Source organism: Variovorax flavidus (assembly GCF_030317145.1).
GTDB classification, from domain to species: domain Bacteria; phylum Pseudomonadota; class Gammaproteobacteria; order Burkholderiales; family Burkholderiaceae_C; genus Variovorax; species Variovorax flavidus.
On sequence record NZ_JASZYE010000001.1, the window covers coordinates 1,455,115 to 1,480,449 of the forward strand.

Annotated in this window: 28 protein-coding genes; 12 read left to right on the plus strand and 16 right to left on the minus strand. The window is 63.6% G+C overall.

The features are described 5' to 3' along the window. Positions 1 to 87: 87 nt before the first annotated feature. Entirely contained in the window at positions 88 to 1,080 is a 993-nt protein-coding gene (locus tag QTH90_RS07035; protein ID WP_444814684.1) for a Bug family tripartite tricarboxylate transporter substrate binding protein, read from the plus strand. Between the two features lie 7 nt (positions 1,081 to 1,087). Here QTH90_RS07035 and QTH90_RS07040 read toward each other — a convergent pair whose 3' ends face one another. Continuing rightward, positions 1,088 to 1,564, minus strand: a complete 477-nt coding sequence (locus QTH90_RS07040) for a molybdenum cofactor biosynthesis protein MoaE (RefSeq protein ID WP_286663770.1) — start codon at positions 1,562 to 1,564, stop codon at positions 1,088 to 1,090. Positions 1,565 to 1,807: 243 nt separating this feature from the next. Between QTH90_RS07040 and dapA the strand changes: the two genes are divergently transcribed. Then, a complete protein-coding gene (dapA, locus tag QTH90_RS07045; RefSeq protein ID WP_444814709.1) occupies positions 1,808 to 2,704 on the plus strand; it encodes a 4-hydroxy-tetrahydrodipicolinate synthase in 897 nt (298 codons plus the stop codon). On the opposite strand, the gene QTH90_RS07050 is transcribed toward dapA, so the two are convergent. From QTH90_RS07050 to QTH90_RS07075, 6 genes are read right to left on the minus strand one after another with little or no spacing between them, the layout of a single operon-like run. Further along, a complete protein-coding gene (locus QTH90_RS07050; RefSeq protein ID WP_286663772.1) occupies positions 2,691 to 2,942 on the minus strand; it encodes a MoaD/ThiS family protein in 252 nt (83 codons plus the stop codon). The genes dapA and QTH90_RS07050 overlap by 14 nt on opposite strands. Before the next feature lie 2 nt (positions 2,943 to 2,944). Then, the gene (locus QTH90_RS07055; RefSeq protein WP_286663773.1) at positions 2,945 to 4,192 is read right to left on the minus strand and encodes a molybdopterin molybdotransferase MoeA; all 1,248 of its coding nucleotides are present in this window, start codon (positions 4,190 to 4,192) and stop codon (positions 2,945 to 2,947) included. Then, a complete protein-coding gene (mobB, locus tag QTH90_RS07060; protein WP_286663774.1) occupies positions 4,185 to 4,730 on the minus strand; it encodes a molybdopterin-guanine dinucleotide biosynthesis protein B in 546 nt (181 codons plus the stop codon). Before mobB ends, QTH90_RS07055 begins: the two co-directional genes overlap by 8 nt. A 15-nt stretch (positions 4,731 to 4,745) precedes the next feature. Next, positions 4,746 to 6,161, minus strand: a complete 1,416-nt coding sequence (thrC, locus tag QTH90_RS07065) for a threonine synthase (protein WP_286663775.1) — start codon at positions 6,159 to 6,161, stop codon at positions 4,746 to 4,748. Continuing rightward, positions 6,161 to 7,483, minus strand: coding sequence for a homoserine dehydrogenase (locus QTH90_RS07070; protein ID WP_286663776.1), 1,323 nt, complete (start codon positions 7,481 to 7,483; stop codon positions 6,161 to 6,163). The genes thrC and QTH90_RS07070 overlap by 1 nt, the downstream gene beginning before the upstream one ends. A 45-nt stretch (positions 7,484 to 7,528) precedes the next feature. Next, a complete protein-coding gene (locus QTH90_RS07075; protein WP_286663777.1) occupies positions 7,529 to 8,752 on the minus strand; it encodes a pyridoxal phosphate-dependent aminotransferase in 1,224 nt (407 codons plus the stop codon). A gap of 66 nt (positions 8,753 to 8,818) precedes the next feature. Between QTH90_RS07075 and QTH90_RS07080 the strand changes: the two genes are divergently transcribed. The 7 genes from QTH90_RS07080 (at position 8,819) to QTH90_RS07110 (ending at position 14,064) form a co-directional block, all read left to right on the plus strand. After that, complete coding sequence (locus QTH90_RS07080) at positions 8,819 to 9,205, plus strand: Mth938-like domain-containing protein (RefSeq protein ID WP_286663778.1); 387 nt, start codon at positions 8,819 to 8,821, stop codon at positions 9,203 to 9,205. Positions 9,206 to 9,325: 120 nt separating this feature from the next. Next, complete coding sequence (locus tag QTH90_RS07085; RefSeq protein ID WP_021006537.1) at positions 9,326 to 9,802, plus strand: peroxiredoxin; 477 nt, start codon at positions 9,326 to 9,328, stop codon at positions 9,800 to 9,802. Positions 9,803 to 9,993: 191 nt separating this feature from the next. Then, positions 9,994 to 11,736, plus strand: a complete 1,743-nt coding sequence (locus QTH90_RS07090) for a PhoH family protein (RefSeq protein ID WP_286663779.1) — start codon at positions 9,994 to 9,996, stop codon at positions 11,734 to 11,736. A gap of 186 nt (positions 11,737 to 11,922) precedes the next feature. Further along, positions 11,923 to 12,342 carry an EVE domain-containing protein gene (locus tag QTH90_RS07095; RefSeq protein ID WP_286663780.1) on the plus strand — a complete coding sequence of 140 codons (420 nt, stop codon included), beginning with the start codon at positions 11,923 to 11,925 and terminating at the stop codon, positions 12,340 to 12,342. A 47-nt stretch (positions 12,343 to 12,389) separates the two neighbouring features. After that, a complete protein-coding gene (locus QTH90_RS07100; RefSeq protein WP_286663781.1) occupies positions 12,390 to 12,857 on the plus strand; it encodes a GyrI-like domain-containing protein in 468 nt (155 codons plus the stop codon). 1 nt (position 12,858) lies between these two features. Then, entirely contained in the window at positions 12,859 to 13,344 is a 486-nt protein-coding gene (locus tag QTH90_RS07105; RefSeq protein ID WP_286663782.1) for an MGMT family protein, read from the plus strand. 9 nt (positions 13,345 to 13,353) lie between these two features. Further along, positions 13,354 to 14,064, plus strand: a complete 711-nt coding sequence (locus QTH90_RS07110; RefSeq protein WP_286663783.1) for a helix-turn-helix transcriptional regulator — start codon at positions 13,354 to 13,356, stop codon at positions 14,062 to 14,064. 1 nt (position 14,065) lies between these two features. On the opposite strand, the gene dnaB is transcribed toward QTH90_RS07110, so the two are convergent. From dnaB to ppsA, 7 genes are all read right to left on the minus strand, one after another. After that, positions 14,066 to 15,469, minus strand: a complete 1,404-nt coding sequence (gene dnaB / locus QTH90_RS07115; protein ID WP_286663784.1) for a replicative DNA helicase — start codon at positions 15,467 to 15,469, stop codon at positions 14,066 to 14,068. A 171-nt stretch (positions 15,470 to 15,640) separates the two neighbouring features. After that, positions 15,641 to 16,093 carry a 50S ribosomal protein L9 gene (rplI, locus tag QTH90_RS07120; protein ID WP_286568584.1) on the minus strand — a complete coding sequence of 151 codons (453 nt, stop codon included), beginning with the start codon at positions 16,091 to 16,093 and terminating at the stop codon, positions 15,641 to 15,643. Between the two features lie 13 nt (positions 16,094 to 16,106). Then, positions 16,107 to 16,388: a 30S ribosomal protein S18 gene (gene rpsR, locus QTH90_RS07125; RefSeq protein WP_007830781.1), complete on the minus strand. Its 282-nt coding sequence runs from the start codon at positions 16,386 to 16,388 to the stop codon at positions 16,107 to 16,109. A 21-nt stretch (positions 16,389 to 16,409) separates the two neighbouring features. Then, on the minus strand, positions 16,410 to 16,712 hold the full coding sequence (priB, locus tag QTH90_RS07130; RefSeq protein ID WP_286663785.1) for a primosomal replication protein N: 303 nt from the start codon (positions 16,710 to 16,712) through the stop codon (positions 16,410 to 16,412). Positions 16,713 to 16,716: 4 nt separating this feature from the next. Then, positions 16,717 to 17,091 (minus strand): 30S ribosomal protein S6, encoded by a 375-nt coding sequence (gene rpsF / locus QTH90_RS07135; protein WP_093109828.1) that lies wholly within the window; start codon positions 17,089 to 17,091, stop codon positions 16,717 to 16,719. Positions 17,092 to 17,209: 118 nt separating this feature from the next. Then, entirely contained in the window at positions 17,210 to 17,722 is a 513-nt protein-coding gene (locus QTH90_RS07140) for a hypothetical protein (protein WP_286663786.1), read from the minus strand. 208 nt (positions 17,723 to 17,930) lie between these two features. Next, the gene (gene ppsA, locus QTH90_RS07145) at positions 17,931 to 20,324 is read right to left on the minus strand and encodes a phosphoenolpyruvate synthase (protein ID WP_286663787.1); all 2,394 of its coding nucleotides are present in this window, start codon (positions 20,322 to 20,324) and stop codon (positions 17,931 to 17,933) included. Between the two features lie 190 nt (positions 20,325 to 20,514). On the opposite strand from ppsA, the gene ppsR reads away from it, so the two are divergent. Then, complete coding sequence (ppsR, locus tag QTH90_RS07150) at positions 20,515 to 21,336, plus strand: posphoenolpyruvate synthetase regulatory kinase/phosphorylase PpsR (protein ID WP_286663788.1); 822 nt, start codon at positions 20,515 to 20,517, stop codon at positions 21,334 to 21,336. 232 nt (positions 21,337 to 21,568) lie between these two features. On the opposite strand, the gene ahpF is transcribed toward ppsR, so the two are convergent. Both ahpF and ahpC read right to left on the minus strand, forming a co-directional pair. Next, entirely contained in the window at positions 21,569 to 23,140 is a 1,572-nt protein-coding gene (ahpF, locus tag QTH90_RS07155; protein WP_286663789.1) for an alkyl hydroperoxide reductase subunit F, read from the minus strand. A gap of 82 nt (positions 23,141 to 23,222) precedes the next feature. Further along, positions 23,223 to 23,795 carry an alkyl hydroperoxide reductase subunit C gene (gene ahpC / locus QTH90_RS07160; protein WP_286568589.1) on the minus strand — a complete coding sequence of 191 codons (573 nt, stop codon included), beginning with the start codon at positions 23,793 to 23,795 and terminating at the stop codon, positions 23,223 to 23,225. Positions 23,796 to 24,012: 217 nt separating this feature from the next. Here ahpC and bfr point away from each other — a divergent pair, with 217 nt between their 5' ends. Continuing rightward, a complete protein-coding gene (bfr, locus tag QTH90_RS07165) occupies positions 24,013 to 24,489 on the plus strand; it encodes a bacterioferritin (RefSeq protein WP_286568590.1) in 477 nt (158 codons plus the stop codon). 198 nt (positions 24,490 to 24,687) lie between these two features. Beyond that, on the plus strand, positions 24,688 to 25,332 hold the full coding sequence (locus QTH90_RS07170) for a PepSY-associated TM helix domain-containing protein (protein WP_286663790.1): 645 nt from the start codon (positions 24,688 to 24,690) through the stop codon (positions 25,330 to 25,332). The last annotated feature ends 3 nt before the right edge of the window (positions 25,333 to 25,335 follow it).

Here is a 25,335-nt window from a genome sequence, read left to right on the forward strand (position 1 = left end):
TGATTCCTGCATTCAAAATAGGGCCGTTCCGAGGCGATATCAAGACCGCCCGGACTTTTTTCCACAAGCAATCATTGGAGTCGATAGATGTTCAAGTCAACAAGGGGTGGCGTTTCGCGCCTGATGCGCGGTGTTTTCGCGGCAGGCCTGCTGGCCGCCGGGGGAATGGCGCTCGCGCAGCCCGCCGGTGCGCCGATCCGGCTATTGGTCGGATTCCCGGCTGGCGGGGGCACCGACGTCATTGCCCGTACGCTGGCCGAGAAGCTCAAGGATCAGTTGGGCACCCCCGTCGTGGTCGAGAACCGCGCAGGCGCGGGCGGCCAGATCGCAGCCCAGGCGCTCAAGGCCTCGCCGGCCGATGGCCATACGCTGTTCCTGACGCATGACCACTCGATCTCGATCCTGCCGCTGGTGGTGAAGAACCCGGGCTTCGATCCCGCTCGCGACTTCGTGCCTGTCGCGGGCTTCGCGACTTTTGCCAATGCACTGGCCGTGTCCGGTGGAACACCGGCCAAGTCGGTCAACGAGTACGTGGCATGGGTCAGGAACCAGCGCGGCGGCAAGGACACCATCGGCGTACCCGCGCCGGCCTCGATCCCCGAGTTCCTGGTGAAGCTGATCGGCACAAAGTACAAGCTCGACCTGCAGGCTGCGCCCTACCGCGGCAGCGCACCGATGATGGCCGACATGCTGGGCAACCAGATCAGCGCGGGCATCGGTTCCGTTCCCGACTTCATCGAGAACCAGAAGGCCGGCAAGATTCGCGTGATCGCCGTCATCGGCGGCAAGCGCCAGGCCGTGCTTCCGCAGGTGCCGACCTTCGCCGAGTTGGGCCTGTCGGGACTGGAGGACCTGCCCTACTACGGCATCTTCGCGCCGGTGGGCACCCCGCAGCCGGTCATCGATCGCTTCGGCGAAGCGCTGTCGAAGGTGCTCGCCATGCCCGACGTGCGCGAGCGCCTGGTGGCGATGGGCTTGTCAGTCGGCTTCATGCCGCAGGGCCAGTTTGCCGGTCGCGTCCGCAGCTACACCCAGACCTGGGAACAGATCATCAAGGCCAGCGGCTTCCAGCCCCAATAAGAGCGCTTCAGGCGTTGCTGGCGGTGATGCCCCAGCGCGCCAGCGCTGCGTCGTCGTCGACCCTGGCGTCGACCCAGCGCGCACCCTCGGGCGTCTGTTCCTTCTTCCAGAACGGCGCCTGGGTCTTGAGATAGTCCATCAGGAATTCGCAGGCCTGGAAACTCTGGCCGCGATGGGCCGAGATGACGGCCACCATCATGATCTGATCCAGTGGCTGCAACAGCCCCACACGGTGGACGACGCGGGCACCGAGAATGTCGAAGCGGCGATGCGCCTCGTCGATCATGGCCTCGATCGCCTTCTCGGTCATGCCGGGGTAATGCTCCAATTCCATCGAAGCGATCGCGCTTCCGTCATTGCGGTCACGCACCGTGCCGATGAAGCTGCAGACCGCACCCACGCGCGCGTCGCCAGCGCGCAACGCGGCGACCTCCTTCTGCAGGTCGAAGTCTTCGGTTTGGATCGAAACGCGTGCACCAGTCATCCCGGGATTGTGGCACTGCGATAGACTGCGCCGATGCCTTCCAGCACCCTGCAACGCCTCCCTTCGTCTTGCGAAGTACCGGCCTACATGCGCCTGCAAGGCAAAGCCAAAAAACCCAAGCTCGTCTGACCGGAGCTTCGGTTCCGTCGTCGGATGAGCGACGGAACTGCAAGGCCCAGGTCGAAAGTGGTTGTGCGCGCGCATCCGACGGTGGTTGTTCCATCGGTCGATTCCTGAAAGGAAATACGCGTGCAAGATACACACTCCCCTTCCCCCGATTTCTCGGGCCTCTGGATTCCGCTCGTGACGCCGTTTCGAGACGGGGCGGTTGACCACCCCGCAGTCGCTCGGCTGGTCGAGCGGCTCTCGCCTGCCGGCATCACAGGCTTCGTCGTCTGCGGTTCAACGGGAGAAGCAGCCGCGCTCGACGGGGACGAGCAACTGGCGGTGCTCGCGACCGTCGCGAGGGCTGCGCCGTCGGTGCCGCGCATCATGGGCATCTCGGGCTATCACCTCGGCAAGACGCTGGAGTGGGTGCGCCGGCTGGGCGAACTCGAACTGACCGGGCTGCTCGTGCCTGCACCAAGCTACATCCGCCCGTCGCAGGCGGGACTCGTCGACTGGTTCAGCGCGCTCGCCGAGGCCAGCGCGGTGCCGCTGCTGATCTACGACATCCCCTACCGCACCGGCAGTTCCATGGCACGCGAGACGCTGCTCGCGCTCGCCGGCCATCCGCGCATCCGCGGCATCAAGGACTGCGGCGGCGACATGACCAAGACCCGCGCACTGATCGCAGACGGGCGCCTCCAGGTGCTGGCTGGCGAAGACGCACAGATGTTCAGCACGCTGGCCGAAGGCGGCGCCGGCGCCATCGCTGCCAGTGCGCACTTGCAGACCGAACGCTTCGTCAGCGTGCTGCGGCTGCTTCGCGAAGGCAGGCTTGCTGATGCCCGCGCGCAGTGGCAACCCTTGCTGCCGCTGATCGAAGCGCTCTTCGAGGACGCCAATCCAGGGCCGCTGAAGGCCGTTCTGGCCAGCGAGGGCTTGATGCGGGAGGAATTGCGCGCGCCGATGACGCGCGCTTCGGACGATCTGCGCGAGCGCTTGCTGCGAATCCAGGTTGGGCTCAACCGCCCGTGACGGGTGGGAAGAAGGCGACCTCGCTGCCATCACGCAGCACGGCGCCCTCGCCGCTCATCACCTGGTCGAGCGCCATGCGCACCGCCCGCCCGCGCGCCAACACGCTGGCGTGCGGTTCGCCACGTGCGATCAATTCGTCGCGCAGCGCACCGAGATCGGCGGCAGCGGTTTCCACCGCTTCGCTGCCGGTTCCAAGCGCTTCGCGCACCGACGCGAAATAGCGGACGTTGATCTTCATGCTCAGGCCAGCAACAACGCAAACGGAATGAACTGAACGGTATCGCCAGCCTTGAACGGCTGGCCAGCGGGCGTGTCGATCACTCCGTCGCCCCAGACCGTCGAAGTCAACACGCCGGAGCTTTGGTTGGCGAACACATCGAGTCCGCCCGCCGCATTGCGCCGCGCACGCAGAAACTCGCGACGGCGATCGGCACGCGGCCAGTCGAAATCGGCGCGCATGGGGATCGCCTGAGGCACCACGCGCAACGCACCTTGCAAGGTCAGCAGGAATGGCCGCACGAGCAGCAGGAAAGTGAGGAAGCTCGACACCGGATTCCCGGGCAAGCCGGTGAGATGCGCATTGCCAATTCGGCCATAGGCGAAAGGCTTGCCGGGCTTCATCGACAGCGACCACAGGTCGAGTTGTCCCAGGTGCTCGACCGCAGCCTTGATGTGGTCTTCCTCGCCGACCGAAACACCACCGGTGGTGATGATCAGGTCATTGCTCAGCGAGGCGGTACGCAGCGCCTCGATCGTGGCGTCGCGCCGGTCCGGCACGATGCCGAGGTCGTTGACCTCGCATCCGAGCCGCTGGAGCAACGCGCGCATGAAGAAGCGGTTGGAGTTGTAGATCGAGCCCGGCTTCATGGCCTCCGGCGACACCTCGCCCGGCATCACGAGTTCGTCGCCGGTCGAAAGCAGTGCAACGCGAGGTCGCTTCGAGACCTGGAGCTGAGCGAGGCCGACGCTCGCGGCCAGGCCCAGGCCGGCTGGCGTAAGACGCTCGCCTTTCGACAGCACGACGTCATCGGCGGCAACGTCTTCGCCGGCCCGGCGAATCCACTGACCCGCGGCGGGCGCGATTTCGATGCGAACGCTGCCCAGGCTGGCTTCCTCGGGCAGTGCGCTTGTATCTTCCTGCATCACGACCGCGTCGGCGCCCTCGGGGATTTGCGCGCCGGTAAAGATGCGGGCCGCCGTGCCGGCCGCGAGCGGCGTGCCCACCGTGCCGGCCGGAATGCGCTGCGCCACCCGGAGCACGGCGCCGGGCGCCGTGCAGTCGGCCACCCGCACGGCATAGCCGTCCATCGAACTGTTGTCGCGGGGCGGTACGGTCAGCGCCGAGACCACATCCTGGGCCAGCACCCGCCCGTCGGCCTCGAAGGTCGACACGCTTTCGATCCCGACATTCGGCGTCGCGGCGGCGAGCAATCGGGACAGGGCCTCGTCGAGGGCCATCAGCGGGGGACGCGGGGAAGTGCTAGCCATGGTGCTTCACCTTGTAGTCGAATCGTTCGGCATTCAACAGCAGCCAGGCGACGATGCCATCAATGTCGTCGAGGTCAAAGATCGGCCGGTCGGTCGGCAACGGCAGGCTCTGCGGATCGTCCGTCGCGATGGCGTCGATGAACTCGTCGTCGACATAGCGCGCGGGCCGGGGCGCCTCGCCTTCCTCCGTCGATCGCCAGATCTCGATCTTGCGCAGATCGCTGTGCTTGAAGCCCTCGACCAGCACCCAGTCGACGCCGGCATCGAGTTCGGCAACGAGCTGGTGCACATCGAGGTGCGTCGGCTGCTCGAACTCGCGAATCAGCGCGAGGCGCTTGTCCGATGCGACCACCACCTCGAAGGCACCTGCCTCGCGATGGCGGTAGGTGTCCTTGCCGGGATGGTCGATGTCGAACTTGTGGTGCGCATGCTTGACCACCGAGACACGCAGTCCATGGAGCTTGAGCGCAGGAATCAGACGCTCGACCAGCGTCGTTTTTCCCGCGCCTGAGTAACCGGCGAAGCCGATGACTTTCATGCGTCGCCTACCGCATCAGTCGCAGTGCTGCGCAATGTAGGCCTTGACCGCCTCGGCATCGGCCGGCAGCTTGACGACGCGCTTGGGGAGTGCTTCGATGCCCTCGAAGCGCGCGGGGCGCTCCGGCTCGTGGCCCAGCGCTTCGACGATCGTTTCGGCGAACTTGATGGGCAGCGCGGTTTCCAGAACGATCATGGGCACGTCGGGCACGAGGTGCTCGCGCGCGGCCTTCAGGCCATCGGCGGTGTGGGTGTCGATCAGCGTCGCGAAGCGCTTGTCGGTATCGCGGATGGTGGCGAGCCGGTCGGCATGCGTGCTACGGCTGCTGGCGAAGCCGAAGCGCGTCGCGGCCTGAGCGAAGACCGGGTCCTTGCTCAGGTCGAAGCGGCCTTCGCGGCCAAGCTCGCCCTCGAACAGCCCGCGCGATTTCGCGGCGTCACGACCAACCAGGTCGAACACGAAGCGCTCGAAATTGCTGGCCTTGGAAATATCCATCGACGGGCTCGACGTCTCGTGCGTGTCGGCGGCCGAGCGAACCCGGTAGACGCCTGTGCGGAAGAACTCGTCCAGAACGTCGTTCTCGTTGGTGGCGACCACGAGCGTGCGGATCGGCAGGCCCATCATGCGCGCCACGTGCCCGGCGCAGACGTTGCCGAAATTGCCGGAAGGCACAGTGAAGCTCACCTGCTTGTCGTTGCTGCCGGTGGCTTGGAAGTAACCCGCGAAGTAATAGACGACCTGCGCCAGCAAGCGTGCCCAGTTGATCGAATTGACCGTGCCGATCTTGTACTTGCGCTTGAAGCCCAGATCATTCGACACGGCCTTCACGATGTCCTGGCAATCGTCGAACACGCCGGCGATCGCGATGTTGTGGATGTTCGCGTCCTGGAGGCTGAACATCTGCGCCTGCTGGAACGGGCTCATGCGGCCGTCCGGCGAGGTCATGAAGACGCGGACGCCCTTCTTGCCGCGCATCGCGTACTCGGCGGCGCTGCCGGTGTCGCCGCTGGTCGCGCCGAGGATGTTCAGCTCCTCGCCGCGGCGGGCCAACTCGTACTCGAACAGGTTGCCGAGCAACTGCATCGCCATGTCCTTGAACGCCAGTGTCGGGCCGTTGGACAAGGCTTCGAGGTAGACACCGTCTTCCAGCTCGCGCAGCGGAACGATCTCGGTCGTCCCGAACACCTCGGCGGTGTAGGTCTTCGCGCAGATCGCCTTCAGATCGGCGGGCGGAATGTCGTCGATGTAGAGCGAGAGGATCTCAAACGCCAGTTCGGCGTAGGAAAGCCCGCGCCACTTCGCCAGCGTGCCAGCGTCGATCTGGGGATATTGCTCGGGCAGATAGAGGCCGCCGTCGGGCGCGAGGCCTTCCAGCAGGATCTCGCAGAAGCGGCGGCGGTCAGGATGCCCGCGCGTGGAAAGGTAGCGCATCAGGACAGCTCTTCCTTGCGAAGACGCACGATCGGCGCCAGCACCGTGGGCAACGCCTGCAATTGGGCGAGTGCGTCGTCCAGGGTGCCTTCGCGCGTGTCGTGCGTGAGGATGATCAGGTCGGTCTGCGTCGAGCCTTCGCCGCCCACTTCGTCGGCTTCGCGCTGCAGCACGGCATCGATGCTGATGCCGGCGCTGGCGAGCAGTCCCGTCACCTTGGCGAGCACGCCGGCCTCATCGGCCACGCGCAGGCGCAGGTAGTAGCTGGTCACCACCTCGGCCATCGGCAGGATCTTCAGGTCGCTCATCGCGTCGGGATGGAAGGCCAGATGCGGAACACGGTGCGCCGCGTCGGCCGTGTGCAGGCGCGCGATGTCGACCAGGTCGGCGATCACCGCGCTGGCAGTCGGCTCGCTGCCGGCACCCTTGCCGTAGTAGAGCGTGGTGCCGACGGCGTCGCCGTTGACGACCACCGCGTTCATGGCACCCTCGACGTTCGCGAGCAGCCGCTTGGAAGGCACCAGCGAAGGGTGCACGCGCAGCTCGATGCCTTGCGCCTTGCGCTTGGTCACGCCCAGGAGCTTGATGCGGTAGCCCAGTTGCTCGGCGTACTTGATGTCCTGCGCCGCGAGCTTGGTGATGCCCTCGACGTGCGCCTTGTCGAACTGCACCGGAATACCGAATGCAATGGCGCTCATCAGCGTGACCTTGTGCGCGGCATCCACACCTTCGATGTCGAAGGTCGGGTCGGCTTCGGCGTAGCCCAGGCGTTGCGCCTCCTTCAGCACCGTGTCGAAATCCAGGCCCTTGTCCCGCATCTCCGACAAGATGAAGTTGGTGGTGCCGTTGATGATGCCCGCGATCCACTGGATGCTGTTGGCCGTGAGACCTTCTCGCAGCGCCTTGATGATCGGGATGCCGCCTGCGACCGCGGCTTCGAAGGCCACCATGACGCCCTTGGCGTGGGCGGCTGCAAAGATCTCGGTGCCATGCACCGCGAGCAGCGCCTTGTTGGCAGTGACTACGTGCTTGCCGGCCGCGATGGCCTCGAGCACCAGTTGCTTGGCGATGCCGTAGCCACCGATCAATTCGACCACGATGTCGATGTCGGGATTGGCGATGACGGCGCGAGCGTCGTTGACGACCTGGACGCTGTCGCCCACGACTTCCCTGGCGCGTGCCGTGTCGAGGTCGGCGACCATCGTGATCTCGATGCCGCGGCCAGCGCGACGCTTGATTTCTTCCTGGTTGCGCTGCAGCACCTTGAAGGTGCCACTACCGACCGTGCCGATGCCGAGCAGGCCAACTTGGATGGGTTTCATTCGATTCGTCTTCTAGAGCAATGGGACCTGAACGCCGCGCGGGCTTCAGGCGACCCGGTTTCGGTAGCGTTCGAGGAAGCTGGCGATGCGCGAAACCGCCTCGCGCAAGTCCTCTTCATGGGGCAGGAACACGATGCGGAAGTGGTCCGGCGTCGACCAGTTGAAGCCCGTGCCCTGCACCAGCATCACCTTGGTCTCCTTGAGCAACTCAAGGAAGAACTGCCGGTCGTCATCGATCGGGTAGACCTTGGGATCGAGCTTCGGGAACATGTAGAGGGCCGCACTGGGCTTGACGCAGGTCACGCCCGGAATCGCGGTGATGAGTTCGTAGGCGAGGTCGCGCTGCCTGCGCAAGCGACCGCCGGGGCCCACCAGGTCGTTGATGCTCTGGTATCCGCCGAGCGCGGTCTGGATCGCCCACTGGCCCGGCACGTTGGCGCACAGGCGCATGTTCGAGAGCATGTTCAGGCCCTCGATGTAGTCGCGGGCCATTTTCTTGTCGCCGGACACGACGAGCCAGCCGGCTCGATAGCCGCACGAGCGATAGCTCTTCGACAGCGAGTTGAAGGTGAGCGTCAAGACGTCCTTCGAGAGGCTGGCGATGGCGGTGTGCTTGACGCCGTCGTACAGCACCTTGTCGTAGACCTCGTCCGCGAAGATCACCAGCCCGTGCTCGCGCGCGATGGCAACGATGCCCTTGAGCAGATCGTCCGAATACAGCGCGCCTGTCGGATTGTTGGGGTTGATGACGACGATGCCCTTGGTACGGGGCGAGATCTTGGCGCGGATGTCGTCGAGGTTCGGCATCCAGCCGTTGTCCTCGTCGCAAAGGTAATGCACCGGCTTGCCGCCCGACAGGCTCGCCACCGCCGTCCACAGCGGGTAGTCGGGCGCTGGCAGCAGCAGTTCGTCGCCGTCATTGAGCAGCGCGTTGGTGGCCATGGCGATCAGTTCGCTGGCGCCATTGCCCAGGTAGATGTCGTCGAGCGTGACGCCTGCGACGCCCTGCTTCTGGGTTTCGTGCATCACCGCCTTGCGCGCCGCAAAAATGCCCTTGCTATCCGAATATCCCGCCGACGCCGGCAGGTTGCGGATCATGTCCTGCTGGACCTCTTCGGGTGCATCGAAGCCGAACAGGGCGAGATTGCCGATGTTGAGCTTGATGATCTTCTGGCCCTCTTCCTCCATCTGCTTCGCGGCGTCCATGATCGGGCCGCGGATGTCGTAGAGCACGTTGGCCAGCTTGGCCGATTTCTTGAGCGGTTTCAAAGTCCCTCCAAGGGGGTCTGCGCAGGGGAAAACCTATAATTTGACCACAGATCCCACCCCCTCCAGATGAAGCTCCAGCCCGACAAATCCGACGTCCAGACGCTCACGGCACATGGCCCAGGCTGGGTCGCCATCAACAACGAACGGGTCGAATCCAGTGTGGTGGTCGGCTCGCGCGGCGAGCGCTTCGAGTGGAATTGCTCCCGCTTCGACGAGATCGGCGCGGAACACTTCGCTCAACTCGCATCGATCGGCGCCGAACTGATCATCTTCGGCAGCGGTGCGCGCATCCGTTTTCCGCACGCTTCCTGGCTCCAGCCCCTGATGGCGCAGCGCACCGGCGTCGAGACGATGGATACGCCCGCGGCCTGCCGCACCTACAACATCCTCGCGAGCGAAGGCCGCCACGTGGTGGCCGCGCTGCTCGTCGAGAGCCCGGACGCTGGGCAGTAGGAGGCATTTCGGGGTAAAATCGCGGGTTGCAAACCGGCGGCCCGCCCTCAGTTAGCAACGACCAATCCTCCATGAACCCGACCGGATCGGGCATGGAATCAAACGGAGAAAACAAGTTTCATGGCGATCGTTGTCAACAAACCCATTCCCGAATTCGACGCCAATGCTACCGGCGGTCTCAAGGTTTCGAACACCTCGCATCTCGGCCACGTGCTGGTCATGTACTTCTACCCCAAGGACAACACGCCAGGTTGCACCACGGAAGCGATGCAGTTTCGAGACCGCTACAAGGACTTCGAAAAGGCCGGCGCGACCGTGTTCGGCGTTTCTCGCGACAACATGAAGTCGCACGACGAATTCAAGGCCAAGCTCGAGCTCCCTTTCGAATTGATCGCCGACACCGAAGAAAAGATGTGCCACATGTTCGGCGTGGTCAAGAACAAGATCATGTACGGCAAGAAGGTCAAGGGCATCGAGCGCAGCACCTTCCTGATCGGCGCTGATGGCGTGCTGAAGGCTGAATGGCGCGGCCTCAAGGTTCCCGGCCATGTGGACGACGTCCTGAAGGCAGTCAAGGCGCTCAAGAAAGCTGCTTGAACTGTGAAGTGTGTGAGGTTTTGCGCAATCGCGTTGGTGATGCGCAACGAACACCGGATGCGACACACCTGATGTGCATAATGGCCCAATGCCGTTGAGCTCCACGACCGCATCCACCGAACAAAGCCGCCCTGGTCTTCAGGCGGCTTTTTCGCTTTCTGGCCCCTTCTTTTTTGCGAGCGAACCGATCCATGCCCCTGCCTCCCGCCCCCACGAAACGCGCCGCATTGCTTTCGCCGGACGCGCACGACGCGCCCGCCCGTTCTTCGCACGGAAGAAGCGGCCGACGCTCGTCTGATCGCAGAACCGAAGACGCCGGGTCGAACGGGACCCGACCACTCGAATTGTTCGACCGCCACGCCGCGGAAGCCGGCGGCGCCGTCGAAGCACCGGTTGCACCCAAGGCAAAAGCACCGGTGCCAGCGGTGCCGGAAGCGCCGCCCAGCCGCCGCGAGACTCGTGTGAGCGCTCCAGTGGCGGCGCCGCAGAGCCAGCCGCGCGCCAAACGCAACAAATCCAACGGTCCGGCCAAGCTCTTCGTCCTCGACACGAACGTCCTGCTGCACGACCCGATGTGCCTGTTCCGCTTCGAGGAACATGACATCTTCCTGCCGATGATCGTGCTGGAGGAGCTCGACGGCCATAAAAAGGGCACGACGGAAGTCGCGCGGAACGGCCGCCAGACCAGCCGGACCCTCGATGCGCTCGCGGCGGCCCAGGGCGCCGACATCGGCAAGGGCCTGAAACTTGACACCACCGGCCACCGCGAGGCCGGAGGCAAGCTGTTCTTCCAGACGGCGCCGCTTGACTACACGCTGCCCACCAGCCTGCCGCAGGGCAAGGCCGACAACCAGATCCTGGGCGTCGTCCAGGCGCTGCGCGACCTCTACGCCAAGGACGCGCCCGGCCGCCCGAAGCAGGAGGTGGTGCTGGTGTCGAAAGACATCAACATGCGCGTCAAGGCCCGCGCACTGGGCCTCGCCGCCGACGACTACCAGAACGACAAGACGCTCGAGGACGGCGACCTCCTCTACGCCGGTTCGCTCGCCCTTCCCGCCGATTTCTGGACGCGCCAGAGCAAGACGGTCGAAAGCTGGCAGAGCGGCAGCAGCACTTTCTACCGGATCAGCGGTCCGATCGTGCCCAACCTCTACATCAACCAGTTCGTCTACTTCGAAGCCCCCGGCGAGCCGAGCATGTACGCGCGCGTGACCGAAATCCGCGACAAGACGGCCGTGCTCAAGACGTTGAAGGACTACGGCTCGGTCAAGAATGCCGTGTGGGGCGTGAACACCCGCAACCGCGAGCAGAACTTCGCGATGAACCTGCTCATGGACCCCGATGTCGACTTCGTCACGCTGACCGGCACCGCCGGCACCGGCAAGACGCTGATGGCGCTCGCCTCCGGACTGACGCAGGTGCTCGACGACCGTCGCTACACCGAGATCATCATGACCCGCGCCACCGTGAGTGTGGGCGAGGACATCGGCTTCCTGCCCGGAACGGAAGAGGAAAAGATGGGCCCGTGGATGGGCGCGCTCGACGACAACCTCGAGTTCCTTGCCAAGGGCGACAGCGGCGGAGCAGGCGAATGGGGGCGTGCGGCGACCAACGAGCTGATCCGCAGCAAGATCAAGATCAAGAGCATGAACTTCATGCGCGGGCGCACTTTCCTGAACAAGTACGTGATCATCGACGAGGCGCAGAACCTGACGCCCAAGCAGATGAAGACGCTGGTCACGCGCGCAGGTCCGGGCACCAAGATCATCTGCATGGGCAACCTGGCGCAGATCGATACGCCCTACCTCACAGAGGGCTCGTCCGGCCTGACCTTCGCGGTCGACAAGTTCAAGGGTTGGCCGCACAGCGGGCACATCACGCTGGCGCGCGGCGAACGCTCGCGCCTGGCGGACTTCGCCAGCGAAGTGCTTTAGCTCCCCAGGTTGGCTCACTTCGTATAGCCGCCCACCCTTTGCAGGGGGCGCCGCCAGCAAGCCGGCAACGCCGCGTTGCCGGCGGCTTGAGGGCGGGCGCGTGCTGCGCACCGGCGCGCGATTCCGGGGTGCCGATGAAGGCTGCTGACAGGACGTTGTCAGTAGGGCTCGCGCAGCATGGCGGGCATGAACCACAGAAATTGGATCGCAGTCGCCAGCGCCGAACATGCCCGTCGTGGACGTGACAACCCGGAGGGCGGCTTCATGCAGGTCGGCCACGGCAAGCTCGCGCCATTGAGACGCATTGCCGCTGGCGACCGTGTGGCTTACTACGCGCCGGCTACCGCGCTGGGCGGCACCGACAAGCTTCAGAGCTTCGTCTCGATCGGCGTCGTGCACGGCGACGAGCCTTACGAAGCGGACATGGGCAACGGCTTCGTTCCGTGGCGCCGCGACGTGCGCTATGCGGTCGCGGCCGAGACACCGATCCTTCCCCTGATCGAACAATTCGACTTCGTCGAAGACCCGAGGCGCTGGGGCTACAAGTTCCGGTTCGGTTTGTTCGAAATCAACGAGCACGACATCCGCCTATCGCCGATGCGATGAATGCGGACTCCCGGGCACTCGCCCTCTGATTTCACATGGAGTGAAACATGCAAACCCAATCACAACCCCATCTTCGACGCCTCGACGCCTTCAATGTTGCCGGCGTCACCGCGCGAACCACCAACCGCCACGAGAGTGATCCGGATGCTGCGCAGATCGGCGCGCTGTGGGATCGCTTCTTCGAGGAGCGTGTCTACGAGAAAACGCCACACCGGATCAATGACATGCGGCTCTTCGGCGTTTACTCCGCCTACGAAGCGGATGCTCAAGGCGCATTCGACATCACGACCGGCGTCGCCGTATCGGACGGACCCTCGGCGGTCCGGATCGAGGGCGGCGACTACCTGGTGTTCACGGGGCAAGGCGAAATGCCCCAGATGGTGCTCGCCGTGTGGAAGGCGATCTGGCAGTATTTCGAGGATCATCCTGAAATCAGGCGCCGCTATCGGAGCGATTTCGAGGCCTACAGCGGCCCGGAGCAGGTCGCCATCCACATCGGAGTCGAATTGGACTGACATGCGTTCGGCCAACGCGAGGAACGGCAAGAGCTGGCGAGAAAAGCTCGCGGGCTATCCGCGGCTACCCGAGGTCAAGCCGATACCGGAGCGCATGCAGCAGCGTCACGGACCAGGGACCATCGTGACGCCCTCCCCCCGCGAGGTCGACGAAGCGATGAAGCGCGTACCGGAGGGCCGCCTGGTCACGGTCTTCGGCATTGGGCAGCAACTGGCCCGCCAGCACGGCACCACGATCGGCTGCACGGTGACAACGGCCATTTTCGCGAGCATGGCGGCCCAGGCCGCTGAAGAGGACAGGCGAGCCGGCTTTTCGAATGTCACACCCTATTGGCGCACCTTGAAGGTCAACGGCGAGCTGAATCTCAAGTACCCGGGCGGCCTCGATGAACTCATGCAACGGCTCGAATCCGAAGGTCACACGGTCGTCCAGCGCGGACGGCGTTATTTCGTCGAGGACTTCGAGAAGAAACTCATTGGGAGCTAATCTCAGCCCATGCGCCGTGCAGACCGCCTGTTCCAGATCGTCCAGCTTATTCGCGGGAGACGACTCACGACCGCCACGTTCCTGGCGCAGCGCCTCGAGGTGTCGGATCGCACGGTGTATCGCGATGTGGCGGACCTTCAGCGCCAGGGCGTGCCGATCGAGGGCGAGGCCGGCGTGGGCTACCGCATCGGCGCGGGCTTCGACGTACCGCCACTGATGTTCACGCAGGATGAAGCGGCGGCACTGGTGGCGTCGGCGCGCCTTGCGCAAAGCTGGGTCGATCCCGCAATGGCGCGTGACATCGAGACTGCGCTGTGCAAGATCCTGTCGGTGCTGTCACCTGCGGCGCGGGTCTCGGCCGAAAGCCTGGCGCTCTACGCCCCGGCCTATGCGCTTGACGACGGGACGCGCGCCCGCCTGCAGACCTTGCGCGAAGCCGTGCAATCCCGCCAGAAGCTGCGCATGGACTATCGCGACGTCTCCGGCGCGCCGAGCCAGCGCGTCGTCCGGCCACTCGGCTGCTTCTATTGGGGGAAGGTCTGGACCTTTTCCGCCTGGTGCGAGCTGCGCCAGGACTTCCGCGGCTTCAGGATCGACCGCATCGACCGGATCGAAGTCCTGCCCGAGCGCTTTCGCGACGAGCCCGGCAAGACGCTGGCCGAGTTGCTTCGGCGCCTGCAGGACGAATCGCGGCAATACGATTCACCGCAGAAGTCGTAGATCAGAAATCGGCGCCGCCGCCCGCGAGGTTCTCAAATTTCGTGAGCGGCTTGAGGAATGCCAGCTTCACCGTTCCCGTCGGGCCATTGCGGTGCTTGCTGATGATCACTTCGGCCACGCCCGGCTCCTTGCTGTTCTTGTCGTAGTAGTCGTCGCGGTAGATGAACATGATGATGTCGGCATCCTGCTCGATGGCGCCGGATTCGCGCAGGTCGCTCATCATGGGGCGCTTGTCGGTGCGGCTTTCCACGCCGCGGCTGAGCTGCGACAGCGCAATCACCGGGCACTTGAGTTCCTTGGCGAGCATCTTCAAGCCGCGAGAGATTTCGCCCACGGCCGTGGCGCGGTTCTCGTCGTTCATGCTGGACGACGTGCTCATCAGCTGGAGATAGTCGACCACGATCAGCCCGAGCTTCCCGTACTGCCGGGCCAAGCGTCGGGAATTCGCACGCAACTCGCTCGTGGTGAGGCCGGGCGTCTCGTCGATGTGCAGCGACACGTTGCGCAACTTCTCGATCGCCTCGGTCAGGCGCGGCCATTCCTCGTCGGTCAGCTTGCCGGTCCGCAGATGCCCCTGGTCGATGCGGCCGATCGAGCCGACGATACGCACCGCAAGTTGCGAAGCACCCATTTCCATCGAGAACACGGCGACCGGCAAACCCTCGTTGAGCGCGACGTGCTCGGCGATATTGATCGCCAGCGAGGTCTTGCCCATGGACGGACGTGCCGCCAGGACGATCATGTCGCCCGGCTGCAGGCCCGAAGTCATCTTGTCGAATTCGTAGAACCCCGTGCGCACCCCGGTGATGTCGTTCGGGTTCTCGGACATCTCCGTCACCCGGTCCAGCAGTTCGACCACCAGGGAATCCATGCCCTGGAAGCCCTGCTTCATGCGGGTGCCTTCCTCGCCGATGTTGAAGATCTTCTGCTCGGCCTCGTCCAGGATCTTGTCGACCGCCTTGCCCTGCGTATTGAAGGCATTGGTCGCGATCTCGTCGCTCGCACTCACCAGCTTGCGCAGGATCGAGCGCTCTCGCACGATTTCCGCGTAGCGCCGGATGTTGCTCGCGCTCGGCACGTACTGCGCGAGCGAGTTGAGGTACGCCAGCCCGCCGATTTCCTCGGCTTTGCCAAGGTTCTGCAACTGCTCGTACACGGTGATCACGTCCGCTGGCTTGCTGGCGTTGACCAGCGTGCCGATGGCCGCGTAGATCAGCTTGTGCTCATGGCGATAGAAGTCGCCGTCCGTCACAACGTCGCCCATGCGATCCCAGGCACCGTTGTCGAGCAGAAGACCGCCGAGCACGCTCGATTCGGCTTCGATCGAATGCGGGGGAATGCGCAGTTGCGCGATCTGGCGGTCGGCCGACGGGTCGTTGTCGGCGTAGGAAAAGACGGCGGACATGAAGCTCCTTGCAACCTTGCATGCTAAGCCGCGCGACGCGCGGCGTCACGTGGACAAGGCTGTGAATAAACGGTGATCTTCCGGTGCACCACGCGGGACAACCCGGTTGGCCGAAAAAACAAAAGCCGCCCGAAGGCGGCTTTTTCGACGCGCACGAAGCGCGCTCGGTGATCAGGCGCTTTCGCCGTACACCGTCACGGTGATCTCGACCACCACGTCGGTGTGCAAAGCAACGCTGACGGTGCTGTCGCCGACGACCTTGATCGGGCCGTTGGGCATGCGCACTTGCGACTTGGCAACCTTGTAGCCTTGCTTGTTCAGCTCTTCGGCGATGTCATGGTTGGTGACCGAGCCGAACAGACGGCCGTCAACGCCGGCCTTCTGCGTCAGCTTGACGGTCGTGCCGCCGAGCTTTTCGCCCTGGGCTTGCGATTCAGCCAGCTTGGCGGCCGCAGCCTTTTCGAGTTCGACGCGCTTGGCTTCGAATTCTGCCTTGTTGGCTTCGGTGGCGCGGCGTGCGCGACCCGACGGAATCAGGAAATTGCGTGCGTAGCCGTCTTTGACCTTGACGATCTCGCCGAGCACGCCGAGGTTGACGACTTTGTCCAGAAGAATGACTTGCATGGTGTCTTGCTCCTTAGACGCGGTGTTGGTCGCTGTACGGCACCATCGCGAGGAAGCGTGCACGCTTGATCGCGGTGTTGAGCTGGCGCTGGTAGATCGCGCGCGTGCCGGTCAGGCGTGCGGGGATGATCTTGCCGTTTTCGCTGATGAAATCGCGCAGAGTGTCGATGTCCTTGTAGTCGATTTCTTCGACGCCAGCGACGGTGAAGCGGCAGAAGCGCTTGCGCTTGAACAGCAGCGACTGGGTATTGCGCTTCGGGCGCTTGTCTTTGTTGAATTTCTTGAACGTGGCCATTGGGGGACCTCTTGTCGAAAATTAATCTTGCTGAAAATCCTGGATGTGCAGAACCGGATGCTTGCCGTTGCCCGGGGTGGCGAGGAATCCCTGAAAACGCCAGAGACTTCCCAACGCCTGCCTTGCGAGTCGCTCGGCCACTGCGCCGAACGCAACGGCCTTGAGGGCCGCCTTGATCTGTCTGGACTGCCCCGCATCGGAGACTGTCGACTCGTGTTCGAGTCTCAGGTCGACGGCGGGCAATCCGGCAGGTGTGTAACGCAGGGCTCCGAGTTCGGCGACGCAGGCAGTCAGCACAAGCTGATTGGCTGCGGCAGCACTCACACCATCAGTTGTTGTTGGCGGCGTATTCGGCCTGCTGGGCCTTGCGGGCCTCTTCGCGCTCGACCGTCTTCATCATCGACGAAGGACCGGTTTCAGCCTTCTTCTTGACCACGGTGAGGTGGCGCAGAACGGCGTCGTTGAACTTGAAGGCATGCTCGAGCTCGGCCATCACGGCTTGTTCAGCCTCGATGTTCACGCACAGGTAGTGCGCCTTGTTGAGCTTGTTGATCTGGTAAGCCAGTTGACGGCGACCCCAGTCTTCGACGCGGTGGACCTTGCCGCCGCCGGCCGTGATCAGGCCCTTGTAGCGCTCCAGCATGGCCGGAACTTGCTCGCTCTGATCCGGGTGGATCAGCAAAATGATTTCGTAGTGACGCATGGCACTCCTTGTGGATCTTCCGTAGAAGGGATAAAGCCACCCGCAGCGTCGGTCGCAGTGTGGCAAGGCAAAGCCGTAAATTATAGCAGGCTATGGCTGCCCGCGGCTCCGCTTGCCACTACCCGAGAAGCGCAAGCTCCAAAACAGCCGCCTTTTCAGCACCGACTGCAGCCCGGATCTTCGGGAGAAGCTCGACCAATTCCTCGTACGTCGACGTCCCCTCGACAGACAGATTGAGCCTGAAACCACGCAGCCCGAGACCTCCCGTGAGTTGCGTCGCGATGGGATAGGCATCCTTGTAGCGCTGCTGGCTCGAGCGATCCGAGTTCGACGGCGGGGAAACGGCCTGGGCTGCCACCGGCGCCGGCGCGCGCACCGGAACCTCCGGTGCAGCCGGCATCGCGACCGCTCCCGCATTGGCCGCATCTGTCGCTCCGCCCACTTGCCCCAGCAGCCCGAGCTCGACCATCTGGTCGATATCCTCGCGCGCAATGCCCATGCCGGCTTCAAGCACGTCGTTCACCGAGCGCTTGCCGTCGAACAGGATGAATGCGGAGCGTTGTCGCGGCGTCAACCGCAGGGATCGGTCCCTGAGCACCTGGTGCCCGGCCTCTGTCTTGACAAGAATCATGTGTACCTCGACGCGGAAGTCCGGAGCGCCTTCGAGGCCAGCGTGCGACCGATGTGCGCGCTCTCGGGGCTGCGTCCCCCTGTGAGCGGCTAGTTTGACACCAAAGATTCAACTGGTTGCAAATACACCAAGCTGACACAAGGATTACGACCTCGGATGTGAACAAAGTCGTTGCGCGGGGGTGACAGGCACCGCCGCGCTCCCGGCATCAGCGCTTCGCGAGCTGCTGCCAGGTGTCGATCACGCTATCGGGATTGAGCGAGATCGATTCGATGCCTTGCTCGGCCAGCCAGAGCGCGAAGTCCGGATGATCGCTGGGCCCCTGGCCGCAAATCCCGACGTACTTGCCCTGCGTCTTGCACGCCTTGATGACGCGCTCGAGAAGCGCCTTGACGGCCGGGTCGCGCTCGTCGAAGTCCGCGGCAAGCAGTTCAAGACCGGAGTCCCGGTCCAGGCCGAGCGTGAGCTGGGTCAAGTCGTTGGAGCCGATGGAGAAGCCGTCGAAGTACTTCAAGAATTCCTCCGGAAGGATCGCGTTGCTCGGCACCTCGCACATCATGATCAGCTTCAGCTCGTTCTCGCCGCGCTTCAGGCCATGTTCGCCGAGCAGGCCCGTCACGCGCTCCGCCTGGCCCAGGGTGCGCACGAAGGGCACCATGATCTGCACATTGGTCAGACCCATCTCGTTGCGCACGCGCTTGAGCGCTTCGCACTCCATGGCAAACGCCTCGCCGAAGTCCTTGCTGAGGTAGCGCGCCGCACCGCGGAAGCCGAGCATCGGGTTTTCTTCCTCGGGCTCGTAGCGGCTGCCGCCGATCAGCTTGCGGTACTCGTTCGACTTGAAGTCGGACAGGCGCACGATCACCGGCTTGGGCCAGAAGGCAGCACCGATCGTCGCAATGCCTTCGGCCACCTTGTCGACGTAGAAGGCCCTGGGGGATGCGTGACCGCGTGCGACCGACTCCACGGCCTTCTTGAGATCCGCGTCGACGTTGGGGTAGTCGAGGATCGCCTTCGGATGGACGCCGATGTTGTTGTTGATGATGAATTCGAGGCGCGCGAGACCCACGCCGTGGTTCGGCAACTGGGCAAAGTCGAAGGCGAGCTGGGGATTGCCCACGTTCATCATGACCTTGAGGTCGATCTCGGGCATCTCGCCGCGCTGGACTTCGGTCACCTCGGTCTCGAGCAGGCCGTCGTAGATGAAGCCGGTGTCGCCTTCCGCACAGCTGACCGTCACCAGCGTGCCGTCCTTGAGAAGATCCGTGGCATCGCCACAGCCCACGACGGCCGGGATGCCCAACTCGCGCGCGATGATGGCCGCGTGACAGGTGCGCCCGCCGCGGTTGGTGACGATGGCCGCAGCGCGCTTCATCACCGGCTCCCAGTTCGGGTCGGTCATGTCGGTCACGAGCACGTCGCCGGCCTGCACCTTGTCCATTTCGCTGATGCTGTGGACGAGTCGCACGGGCCCGGTCCCGATCTTTTGCCCGATCGCGCGGCCCTCGGCCAGCACGGCGCCCTTGCCGAGCAGCTTGTAGCGCTGTTCGGCCTTGCCCTGCTGCTGGCTCTTCACCGTTTCGGGGCGGGCTTGCAGGATGTAGAGCTGACCGTCGGTGCCGTCCTTGCCCCATTCGATGTCCATGGGACGACCGTAGTGCTCCTCGATCACGAGCGCGTACCTGGCGAGTTGCTCGACGTCGGCATCGCTCAGCGAATAGCGGTTGCGGTGTTCGGTCGGAACATCGGTGGTCTTGACGAGCTTGCCGCTGGCAGCCTTTTCCTCGGCCGTCGCGAACTCCATCTGGATCAGCTTGGAGCCGAGGTTGCGGCGGATCACTGCGCGCTTGCCGGCCTTGAGCGTCGGCTTGTGCACATAGAACTCATCGGGATTCACCGCGCCCTGCACCACCGTTTCGCCCAGACCGTAGCTTGACGTGATGAAAACCACGTCCTCGAAACCTGATTCGGTGTCGATGGTGAACATCACGCCAGCAGCGCCCAGGTCGCTGCGCACCATGCGCTGGACGCCCGCGGACAGAGCGACCACGTCATGCGCGAAGCCCTTGTGGACGCGATAGCTGATCGCGCGATCGTTGTAGAGCGAGGCAAACACCTCTTTCATCTTGTGGAGCACGTCGTCGATGCCGACCACGTTCAGGAAGGTTTCCTGCTGTCCCGCGAAGGAGGCGTCCGGCAAATCTTCGGCCGTGGCCGAAGAACGGACCGCAAAGCTGGCCTGGGGGTTGCCAGCCGACAGCGTCGCAAACGCGCCCTGGATCGCTTTCTGGAGATCGGCCGGGAAAGGCTGCGCCTCCACCATCGCGCGGATCTCGGCGCCAGCGGCTGCGAGGGCCCGGACGTCCTCCGCGTCGAGCTTCGCGAGCTTGGCGCTGATCTTGTCGGCCAGTCCATCGTGGGCAAGGAACTGCCGGAACGCGTGGGCCGTGGTCGCGAATCCCGTGGGAACGCGCACCCCCTGCGGCAACTGGGAAATCATCTCGCCGAGGCTGGCGTTCTTGCCGCCGACCGACTCGACGTCGGTCATCCTCAGGTTTTCAAACGGTACGACCAAGGCGGTCGCTTCGAAGAGTGCAGACATGGGAGAGCTCCAGAAGTTAAAACCGATGCTTCATGCAAGCGGCGCAACGCGATCATTCTTCTTGGTCTGGGCGTTGGCGGGAGGTGCATGGAAAGATTGAGGCGGGAAAATCGCGGATGGCATTCCCGATAATGGGCCGAATTGTAGGCGCGCCCCGGTTCGGCGTGCCGCAGGACAAGGCCGCCACATCATGCATACCCGCACTGTTTTCTTCGTCTCCGACGGAACCGGCATCACCGCCGAAACCTTCGGTAACGCTGTTCTCGCCCAATTCGAGATGAAGCCCCGCCACGTCCGGCTGCCTTTCACCGATACGGTCGACAAAGCCCACCAGGCGGTCCGGAGGATCAATCACACGGCGGAAATCGAGGGGCTTCGTCCGATCGTCTTCACGACCCTGGCCAATATGGAGGTCCTCGAGGTGATCGAAACCGGCTGCAAGGGCATGTTGCTGGACATGTTCGGCACCTTCGTCCGCCCTCTGGAAATCGAGCTGGCGATGAAATCCAACCATCGCATCGGCCGCTTCAGCGATGTCAGCAAGAGCAAGGAATACGACGCCCGCATCCAGGCCATCGACTTCAGCCTGGCGCACGACGATGGCCAGAGCAATCGCGATCTCGACGGCGCGGACGTCATCCTCGTCGGCGTGAGCCGGAGCGGGAAGACGCCCACCTCGCTGTATCTCGCCATGCAGCATGGCCTGAAGGCGGCGAACTATCCGCTGATTCCGGAGGACTTCGACCGACGCCAGCTGCCGCCGGCCCTGATGCCGCATCGCAAGAAGATCTTCGGACTCACGATCCAGCCGGAACGCCTGAGCGAGATCCGCAACGAGCGGCGGCCCAATTCGCGCTACGCAAGCCTCGAGAATTGCCGCCACGAGGTCAGCGAGGCCGAGGCGATGATGCGTCGGGCCGGCATCCGCTGGCTGTCGACGACGACCAAGTCGATCGAGGAGATCGCGACGACGATCCTGCAGGAGCTTCGGCCTGAGCGACTGACGTATTGAGCTCGCCCCCAGGCTTGCCCACTTCGTGTGGCCGCCTTCCCCCCACCGGGGGCAACACCGGCGGCCCGGCGAAGCCGGTTCCGCGGTGTTTCTGAACTCGCGCCCAGGCTTGCTCACTTCGTGTAGGCGCCTTCCTCCTGCCGGGGGCAACACCGGTGGCGCGGCGAAGCCGGTTCCGCGGTGTTTTGCGAAAGGGCGACACGAAGTGCGCGAAGGCTGGGGGCGATCACCGTCAGACAGTGGCTTCTGCCGGTGCCGAGGTACGGATCAGGTGATCGAACGCGCTCAGCGCCGCCTTCGCGCCGTCGCCGGCCGCGATGATGATCTGCTTGAACGGCACCGTGGTCGCATCACCAGCCGCAAAGACGCCCGGGACCGAAGTCTGGCCCTTGGCGTCGACCACGATCTCGCCGTGCTTCGATAGCTCGATCGTGCCCTTGAGCCAGTCGGTATTGGGCACCAGGCCGATCTGGATGAAAACGCCTTCGAGCGGCACCGTGTGGCTCTCGCCGCTTGCGCGGTCCTTGTAGACCAGGCCGTTGACCTTCTGCTTGTCGCCGGTGATCTCGGTCGTTTGCGCATTGGTGATGACCTTGACGTTCGCCATGCTGTGCAGCTTGCGCTGCAGCACTGCGTCTGCGCGCAATTGCGTGTCGTACTCGATCAGGGTCACGTGGCCCACGATGCCGGCCAGGTCGATCGCCGCCTCGACGCCCGAGTTGCCGCCGCCGATCACCGCCACTCGCTTGCCCTTGAACAGCGGACCGTCGCAGTGCGGGCAATAGGCCACGCCCTTGTTCTTGTATTCGTGCTCGCCGGGCACGTTGATGTTGCGCCAGCGCGCGCCGGTGGAAATCACCACCGAGCGACTCTTGAGCGACGCGCCGCTTTCCAGCTTGATCTCGATGAAATCCTCGCCGGGGACAAGCGCCGCTGCGCGCTGCAGATTCATGATGTCGACCTCGTAGTCGCGCACATGCTCTTCGAGGGCGAGCGCGAACTTGGGTCCTTCGGTTTCCTTGATCGAGATGAAATTCTCGATGCCCATGGTGTCGAGCACCTGGCCGCCGAAGCGCTCGGATGCGACGCCGGTGCGAATGCCCTTGCGCGCCGCGTACACCGCGGCCGCTGCACCCGCCGGACCGCCGCCCACGATGAGGACGTCGAACGGATCCTTGCCGGCGATCTTCCTGGCCTCGCGCTCGACACCGCTGGTATCGATCTTCGCGAGGATTTCCTCCAGGCTCATGCGGCCCTGGCCGAACTCGGTTCCATTCAGGAAGACGGTGGGCACGGCCATGATCTGGCGTTCCTTGACTTCGTCCTGGAACAGCGAACCGTCGATCATGGTCGTCTTGATGCGCGGGTTCTGCACCGCCATCAGGTTGAGCGCCTGCACGACATCGGGACAGTTGTGGCAGGTCAGCGAAATGTAGATTTCGAACTCGAAATCGCCGTCGAGCGAGCGGATCTGCTGCAGCACGGCGTCGTCAACCTTGGGCGGATAGCCCCCGACCTGCAACAGCGCGAGCACCAGCGATGTGAACTCGTGACCCATCGGCAGGCCCGCGAAACGCGGGCCGTGGTTTTCGCTCGGCCGGTTGATCGAGAACGAAGGCTTTCGATGGTTGTCGTCGCGACTCTCGGTAACTTTCACCAGCGTCGACGATTCGGCCACGTCCTTCAGCAGCGACTGCAGTTCGCCCGACGCCTTGCTGTCGTCGAGCGAAGCGACGATCTCGACTGGCTGCGTGATGCGGTCGAGATAGCTCTTGAGTTGCGATTTGGTGCCGGCGTCGAGCATGGTGGACTCTCTTCTTGAATGCGATGGAAACAAAAAAGCCCGGGAGCTCACGGCGCCCGGGCTGTGGCGCGAACGAGGCGGCTTAGATCTTGCCGACCAGGTCGAACGAAGGCTTCAGCGTTTCAGCGCCTTCGGTCCACTTGGCGGGGCAGACTTCGCCCGGGTGGGCAGCCACGTACTGGGCAGCCTTCACGCGGCGCAGCAGTTCGGCAGCGTCACGGCCGATGCCGTTGTCGTGCACTTCGATGGTCTTGATCTTGCCTTCGGGGTCGATCACGAAGGTGCCGCGGTAAGCGAGACCTGCGTCTTCACCTTCTTCGATCAGGACCTGGAATGCGCGGGCCAGTTGTTGGCTCGGGTCACCGATCAGCGGGTACTTCACCTTGCCGATGGTGTCGGAGGTGTCGTGCCAAGCCTTGTGCGTGAAGTGGGTGTCGGTCGACACGCCATACACCTCGACGCCCAGCTTCTGGAACTCAGCGTAGTGATCGGCCAAGTCGCCGAGTTCGGTCGGGCACACGAACGTGAAGTCAGCCGGGTAGAACACGACGACAGACCATTTGCCCTTGAAACTCTCGTTGCTGACCGGCACAAACTTGCCGTTGTGATATGCGGTGGCCTTGAACGGGATGATTTCGGTATTGATCAGGGACATGTGTTGGGTTCCTTGGTGGCTGATGAAAAAAGCGAGTCATTAGTATAACTACCAATTCACGCTTTTTCATAGCCACGAGCTATCAAAAGCATTGCACACCCCTATGAATGCGAACGCCTATCACCCTCACACGCATGCAGAGCGCGAGAGCATGGGTTTACTTGCAACGCCGCGCGAGTGGCTCTCACAATCGACCATTTAAGAACAAGGAAAAACCATGAAGGGCGACCCACAAGTCATCGATCATCTGCAGGCACAACTCAAGAACGAGCTGACTGCGATCAACCAATATTTCCTCCACTACCGGATGCTCAAGCACTGGGGTTTGGACAAGCTCGCGAAGAAGGAATACGACGAGTCGATCGGCGAGATGAAGCATGCCGACAAGCTCATGGACCGCATCTTCATGCTGGACGGCCTGCCCAACCTGCAGGATCTGGCCAAGCTCAACGTCGGAGAGGACGTGCCGGAGATTCTCGAGTGCGACCTCAAGGCGGAGACCGGCGCGCAAGCCACCATCAAGGCCGGCATCGCTCATTGCGAATCGGTACGCGACTATGTCTCGCGTGATCTGCTCCAGGGCATCCTCGACGACACGGAAGAGCACATCGATTTCCTCGAGACGCAGATCGATCTGATCGGCAGGGTCGGCCTGCAGAACTACCTGCAGTCGCAGATGGGCGAGATCGAATAAGCGCGCGACGCGCACGATGCAAGCGGGGCCCGGCCCCGCTTTTTTTCGCCTTTACGAAACTTCACTGCTATCGATTTCGGAGCATTCGACACAGCCGCGGCGCCGCATTCACGCACCCGAACCTCCCCTTGGCTTGTCATCCCACGATTTCGCAAATAACATTCATTCTCATCTGTGAGGCTAGAATCGTCGCCTTCGATGAACGCCGCCTCCACCGACAACCGCCGACGCGCCTACTGGCTCAAGACCCTGCACGAATGGCATTGGGTGAGTTCGGCGCTCTGCCTGATCGGTCTCCTCTTGTTCGGCATTACGGGCTTTACGCTCAACCACGCGGCCACCATTGAAGCCAAGCCGAAGGTGACGAGCCGGACCGCGACGGTCGACGATGTCCTGCGCGCAGCGCTGATGAAACAGTTGCCGGAGGCCAAGGCACGCAAGGGCAAAGCCGAACTACCGGCCGACCTGCAGCAGTGGATCCAGAAGCAATGGTCGATCGACACAGCGGGCCGCGAGGCCGAGTGGTCGGACGACGAGATCTATCTTTCCCTTCCCCGCCCCGGCGGCGATGCCTGGCTCCGGCTCAGCCTGATCGACGGCGAGGCCGAATACGAACGCACCGACCGCGGCTGGCTGTCGTACTTCAATGACTTGCACAAGGGCCGCAACAGCGGCGCGGCCTGGAGCTGGTTCATCGACATCTTCGCCGCCGCCACGCTGGTGTTCTCGATCACCGGTCTTTTCATTCTCAAGATGCACGCCGGCAACCGGCCTTTCACTTGGCCGATGGTCGGGATGGGTTTCGTGATTCCGGTGCTGCTCGCGCTGCTGTTCATCCACTGATCC

Bases quoted from the DNA above. Each gene is read 5' to 3' on its own strand.
- QTH90_RS07170 (WP_286663790.1), top strand. From the start codon at position 24,688: ATGAACGCCGCCTCCACCGACAACCGCCGACGCGCCTACTGGCTCAAG.
- QTH90_RS07035 (WP_444814684.1), top strand. From the start codon at position 88: ATGTTCAAGTCAACAAGGGGTGGCGTTTCGCGCCTGATGCGCGGTGTT.
- QTH90_RS07095 (WP_286663780.1), top strand. From the start codon at position 11,923: ATGAACCACAGAAATTGGATCGCAGTCGCCAGCGCCGAACATGCCCGT.
- QTH90_RS07110 (WP_286663783.1), top strand. From the start codon at position 13,354: ATGCGCCGTGCAGACCGCCTGTTCCAGATCGTCCAGCTTATTCGCGGG.
- dnaB (WP_286663784.1), bottom strand. From the start codon at position 15,469: ATGTCCGCCGTCTTTTCCTACGCCGACAACGACCCGTCGGCCGACCGC.
- QTH90_RS07070 (WP_286663776.1), bottom strand. From the start codon at position 7,483: ATGAAACCCATCCAAGTTGGCCTGCTCGGCATCGGCACGGTCGGTAGT.
- rplI (WP_286568584.1), bottom strand. From the start codon at position 16,093: ATGCAAGTCATTCTTCTGGACAAAGTCGTCAACCTCGGCGTGCTCGGC.
- QTH90_RS07050 (WP_286663772.1), bottom strand. From the start codon at position 2,942: ATGAAGATCAACGTCCGCTATTTCGCGTCGGTGCGCGAAGCGCTTGGA.
- ppsA (WP_286663787.1), bottom strand. From the start codon at position 20,324: ATGTCTGCACTCTTCGAAGCGACCGCCTTGGTCGTACCGTTTGAAAAC.
- ahpF (WP_286663789.1), bottom strand. From the start codon at position 23,140: ATGCTCGACGCCGGCACCAAATCGCAACTCAAGAGCTATCTCGACCGC.
- ppsR (WP_286663788.1), top strand. From the start codon at position 20,515: ATGCATACCCGCACTGTTTTCTTCGTCTCCGACGGAACCGGCATCACC.
- QTH90_RS07080 (WP_286663778.1), top strand. From the start codon at position 8,819: ATGAAGCTCCAGCCCGACAAATCCGACGTCCAGACGCTCACGGCACAT.
- QTH90_RS07140 (WP_286663786.1), bottom strand. From the start codon at position 17,722: ATGATTCTTGTCAAGACAGAGGCCGGGCACCAGGTGCTCAGGGACCGA.
- thrC (WP_286663775.1), bottom strand. From the start codon at position 6,161: ATGCGCTACCTTTCCACGCGCGGGCATCCTGACCGCCGCCGCTTCTGC.
- QTH90_RS07040 (WP_286663770.1), bottom strand. From the start codon at position 1,564: ATGACTGGTGCACGCGTTTCGATCCAAACCGAAGACTTCGACCTGCAG.
- bfr (WP_286568590.1), top strand. From the start codon at position 24,013: ATGAAGGGCGACCCACAAGTCATCGATCATCTGCAGGCACAACTCAAG.
- rpsF (WP_093109828.1), bottom strand. From the start codon at position 17,091: ATGCGTCACTACGAAATCATTTTGCTGATCCACCCGGATCAGAGCGAG.
- mobB (WP_286663774.1), bottom strand. From the start codon at position 4,730: ATGAAAGTCATCGGCTTCGCCGGTTACTCAGGCGCGGGAAAAACGACG.
- QTH90_RS07100 (WP_286663781.1), top strand. From the start codon at position 12,390: ATGCAAACCCAATCACAACCCCATCTTCGACGCCTCGACGCCTTCAAT.
- QTH90_RS07090 (WP_286663779.1), top strand. From the start codon at position 9,994: ATGCCCCTGCCTCCCGCCCCCACGAAACGCGCCGCATTGCTTTCGCCG.
- QTH90_RS07085 (WP_021006537.1), top strand. From the start codon at position 9,326: ATGGCGATCGTTGTCAACAAACCCATTCCCGAATTCGACGCCAATGCT.
- ahpC (WP_286568589.1), bottom strand. From the start codon at position 23,795: ATGTCCCTGATCAATACCGAAATCATCCCGTTCAAGGCCACCGCATAT.
- QTH90_RS07105 (WP_286663782.1), top strand. From the start codon at position 12,859: ATGCGTTCGGCCAACGCGAGGAACGGCAAGAGCTGGCGAGAAAAGCTC.
- QTH90_RS07055 (WP_286663773.1), bottom strand. From the start codon at position 4,192: ATGGCTAGCACTTCCCCGCGTCCCCCGCTGATGGCCCTCGACGAGGCC.
- rpsR (WP_007830781.1), bottom strand. From the start codon at position 16,388: ATGGCCACGTTCAAGAAATTCAACAAAGACAAGCGCCCGAAGCGCAAT.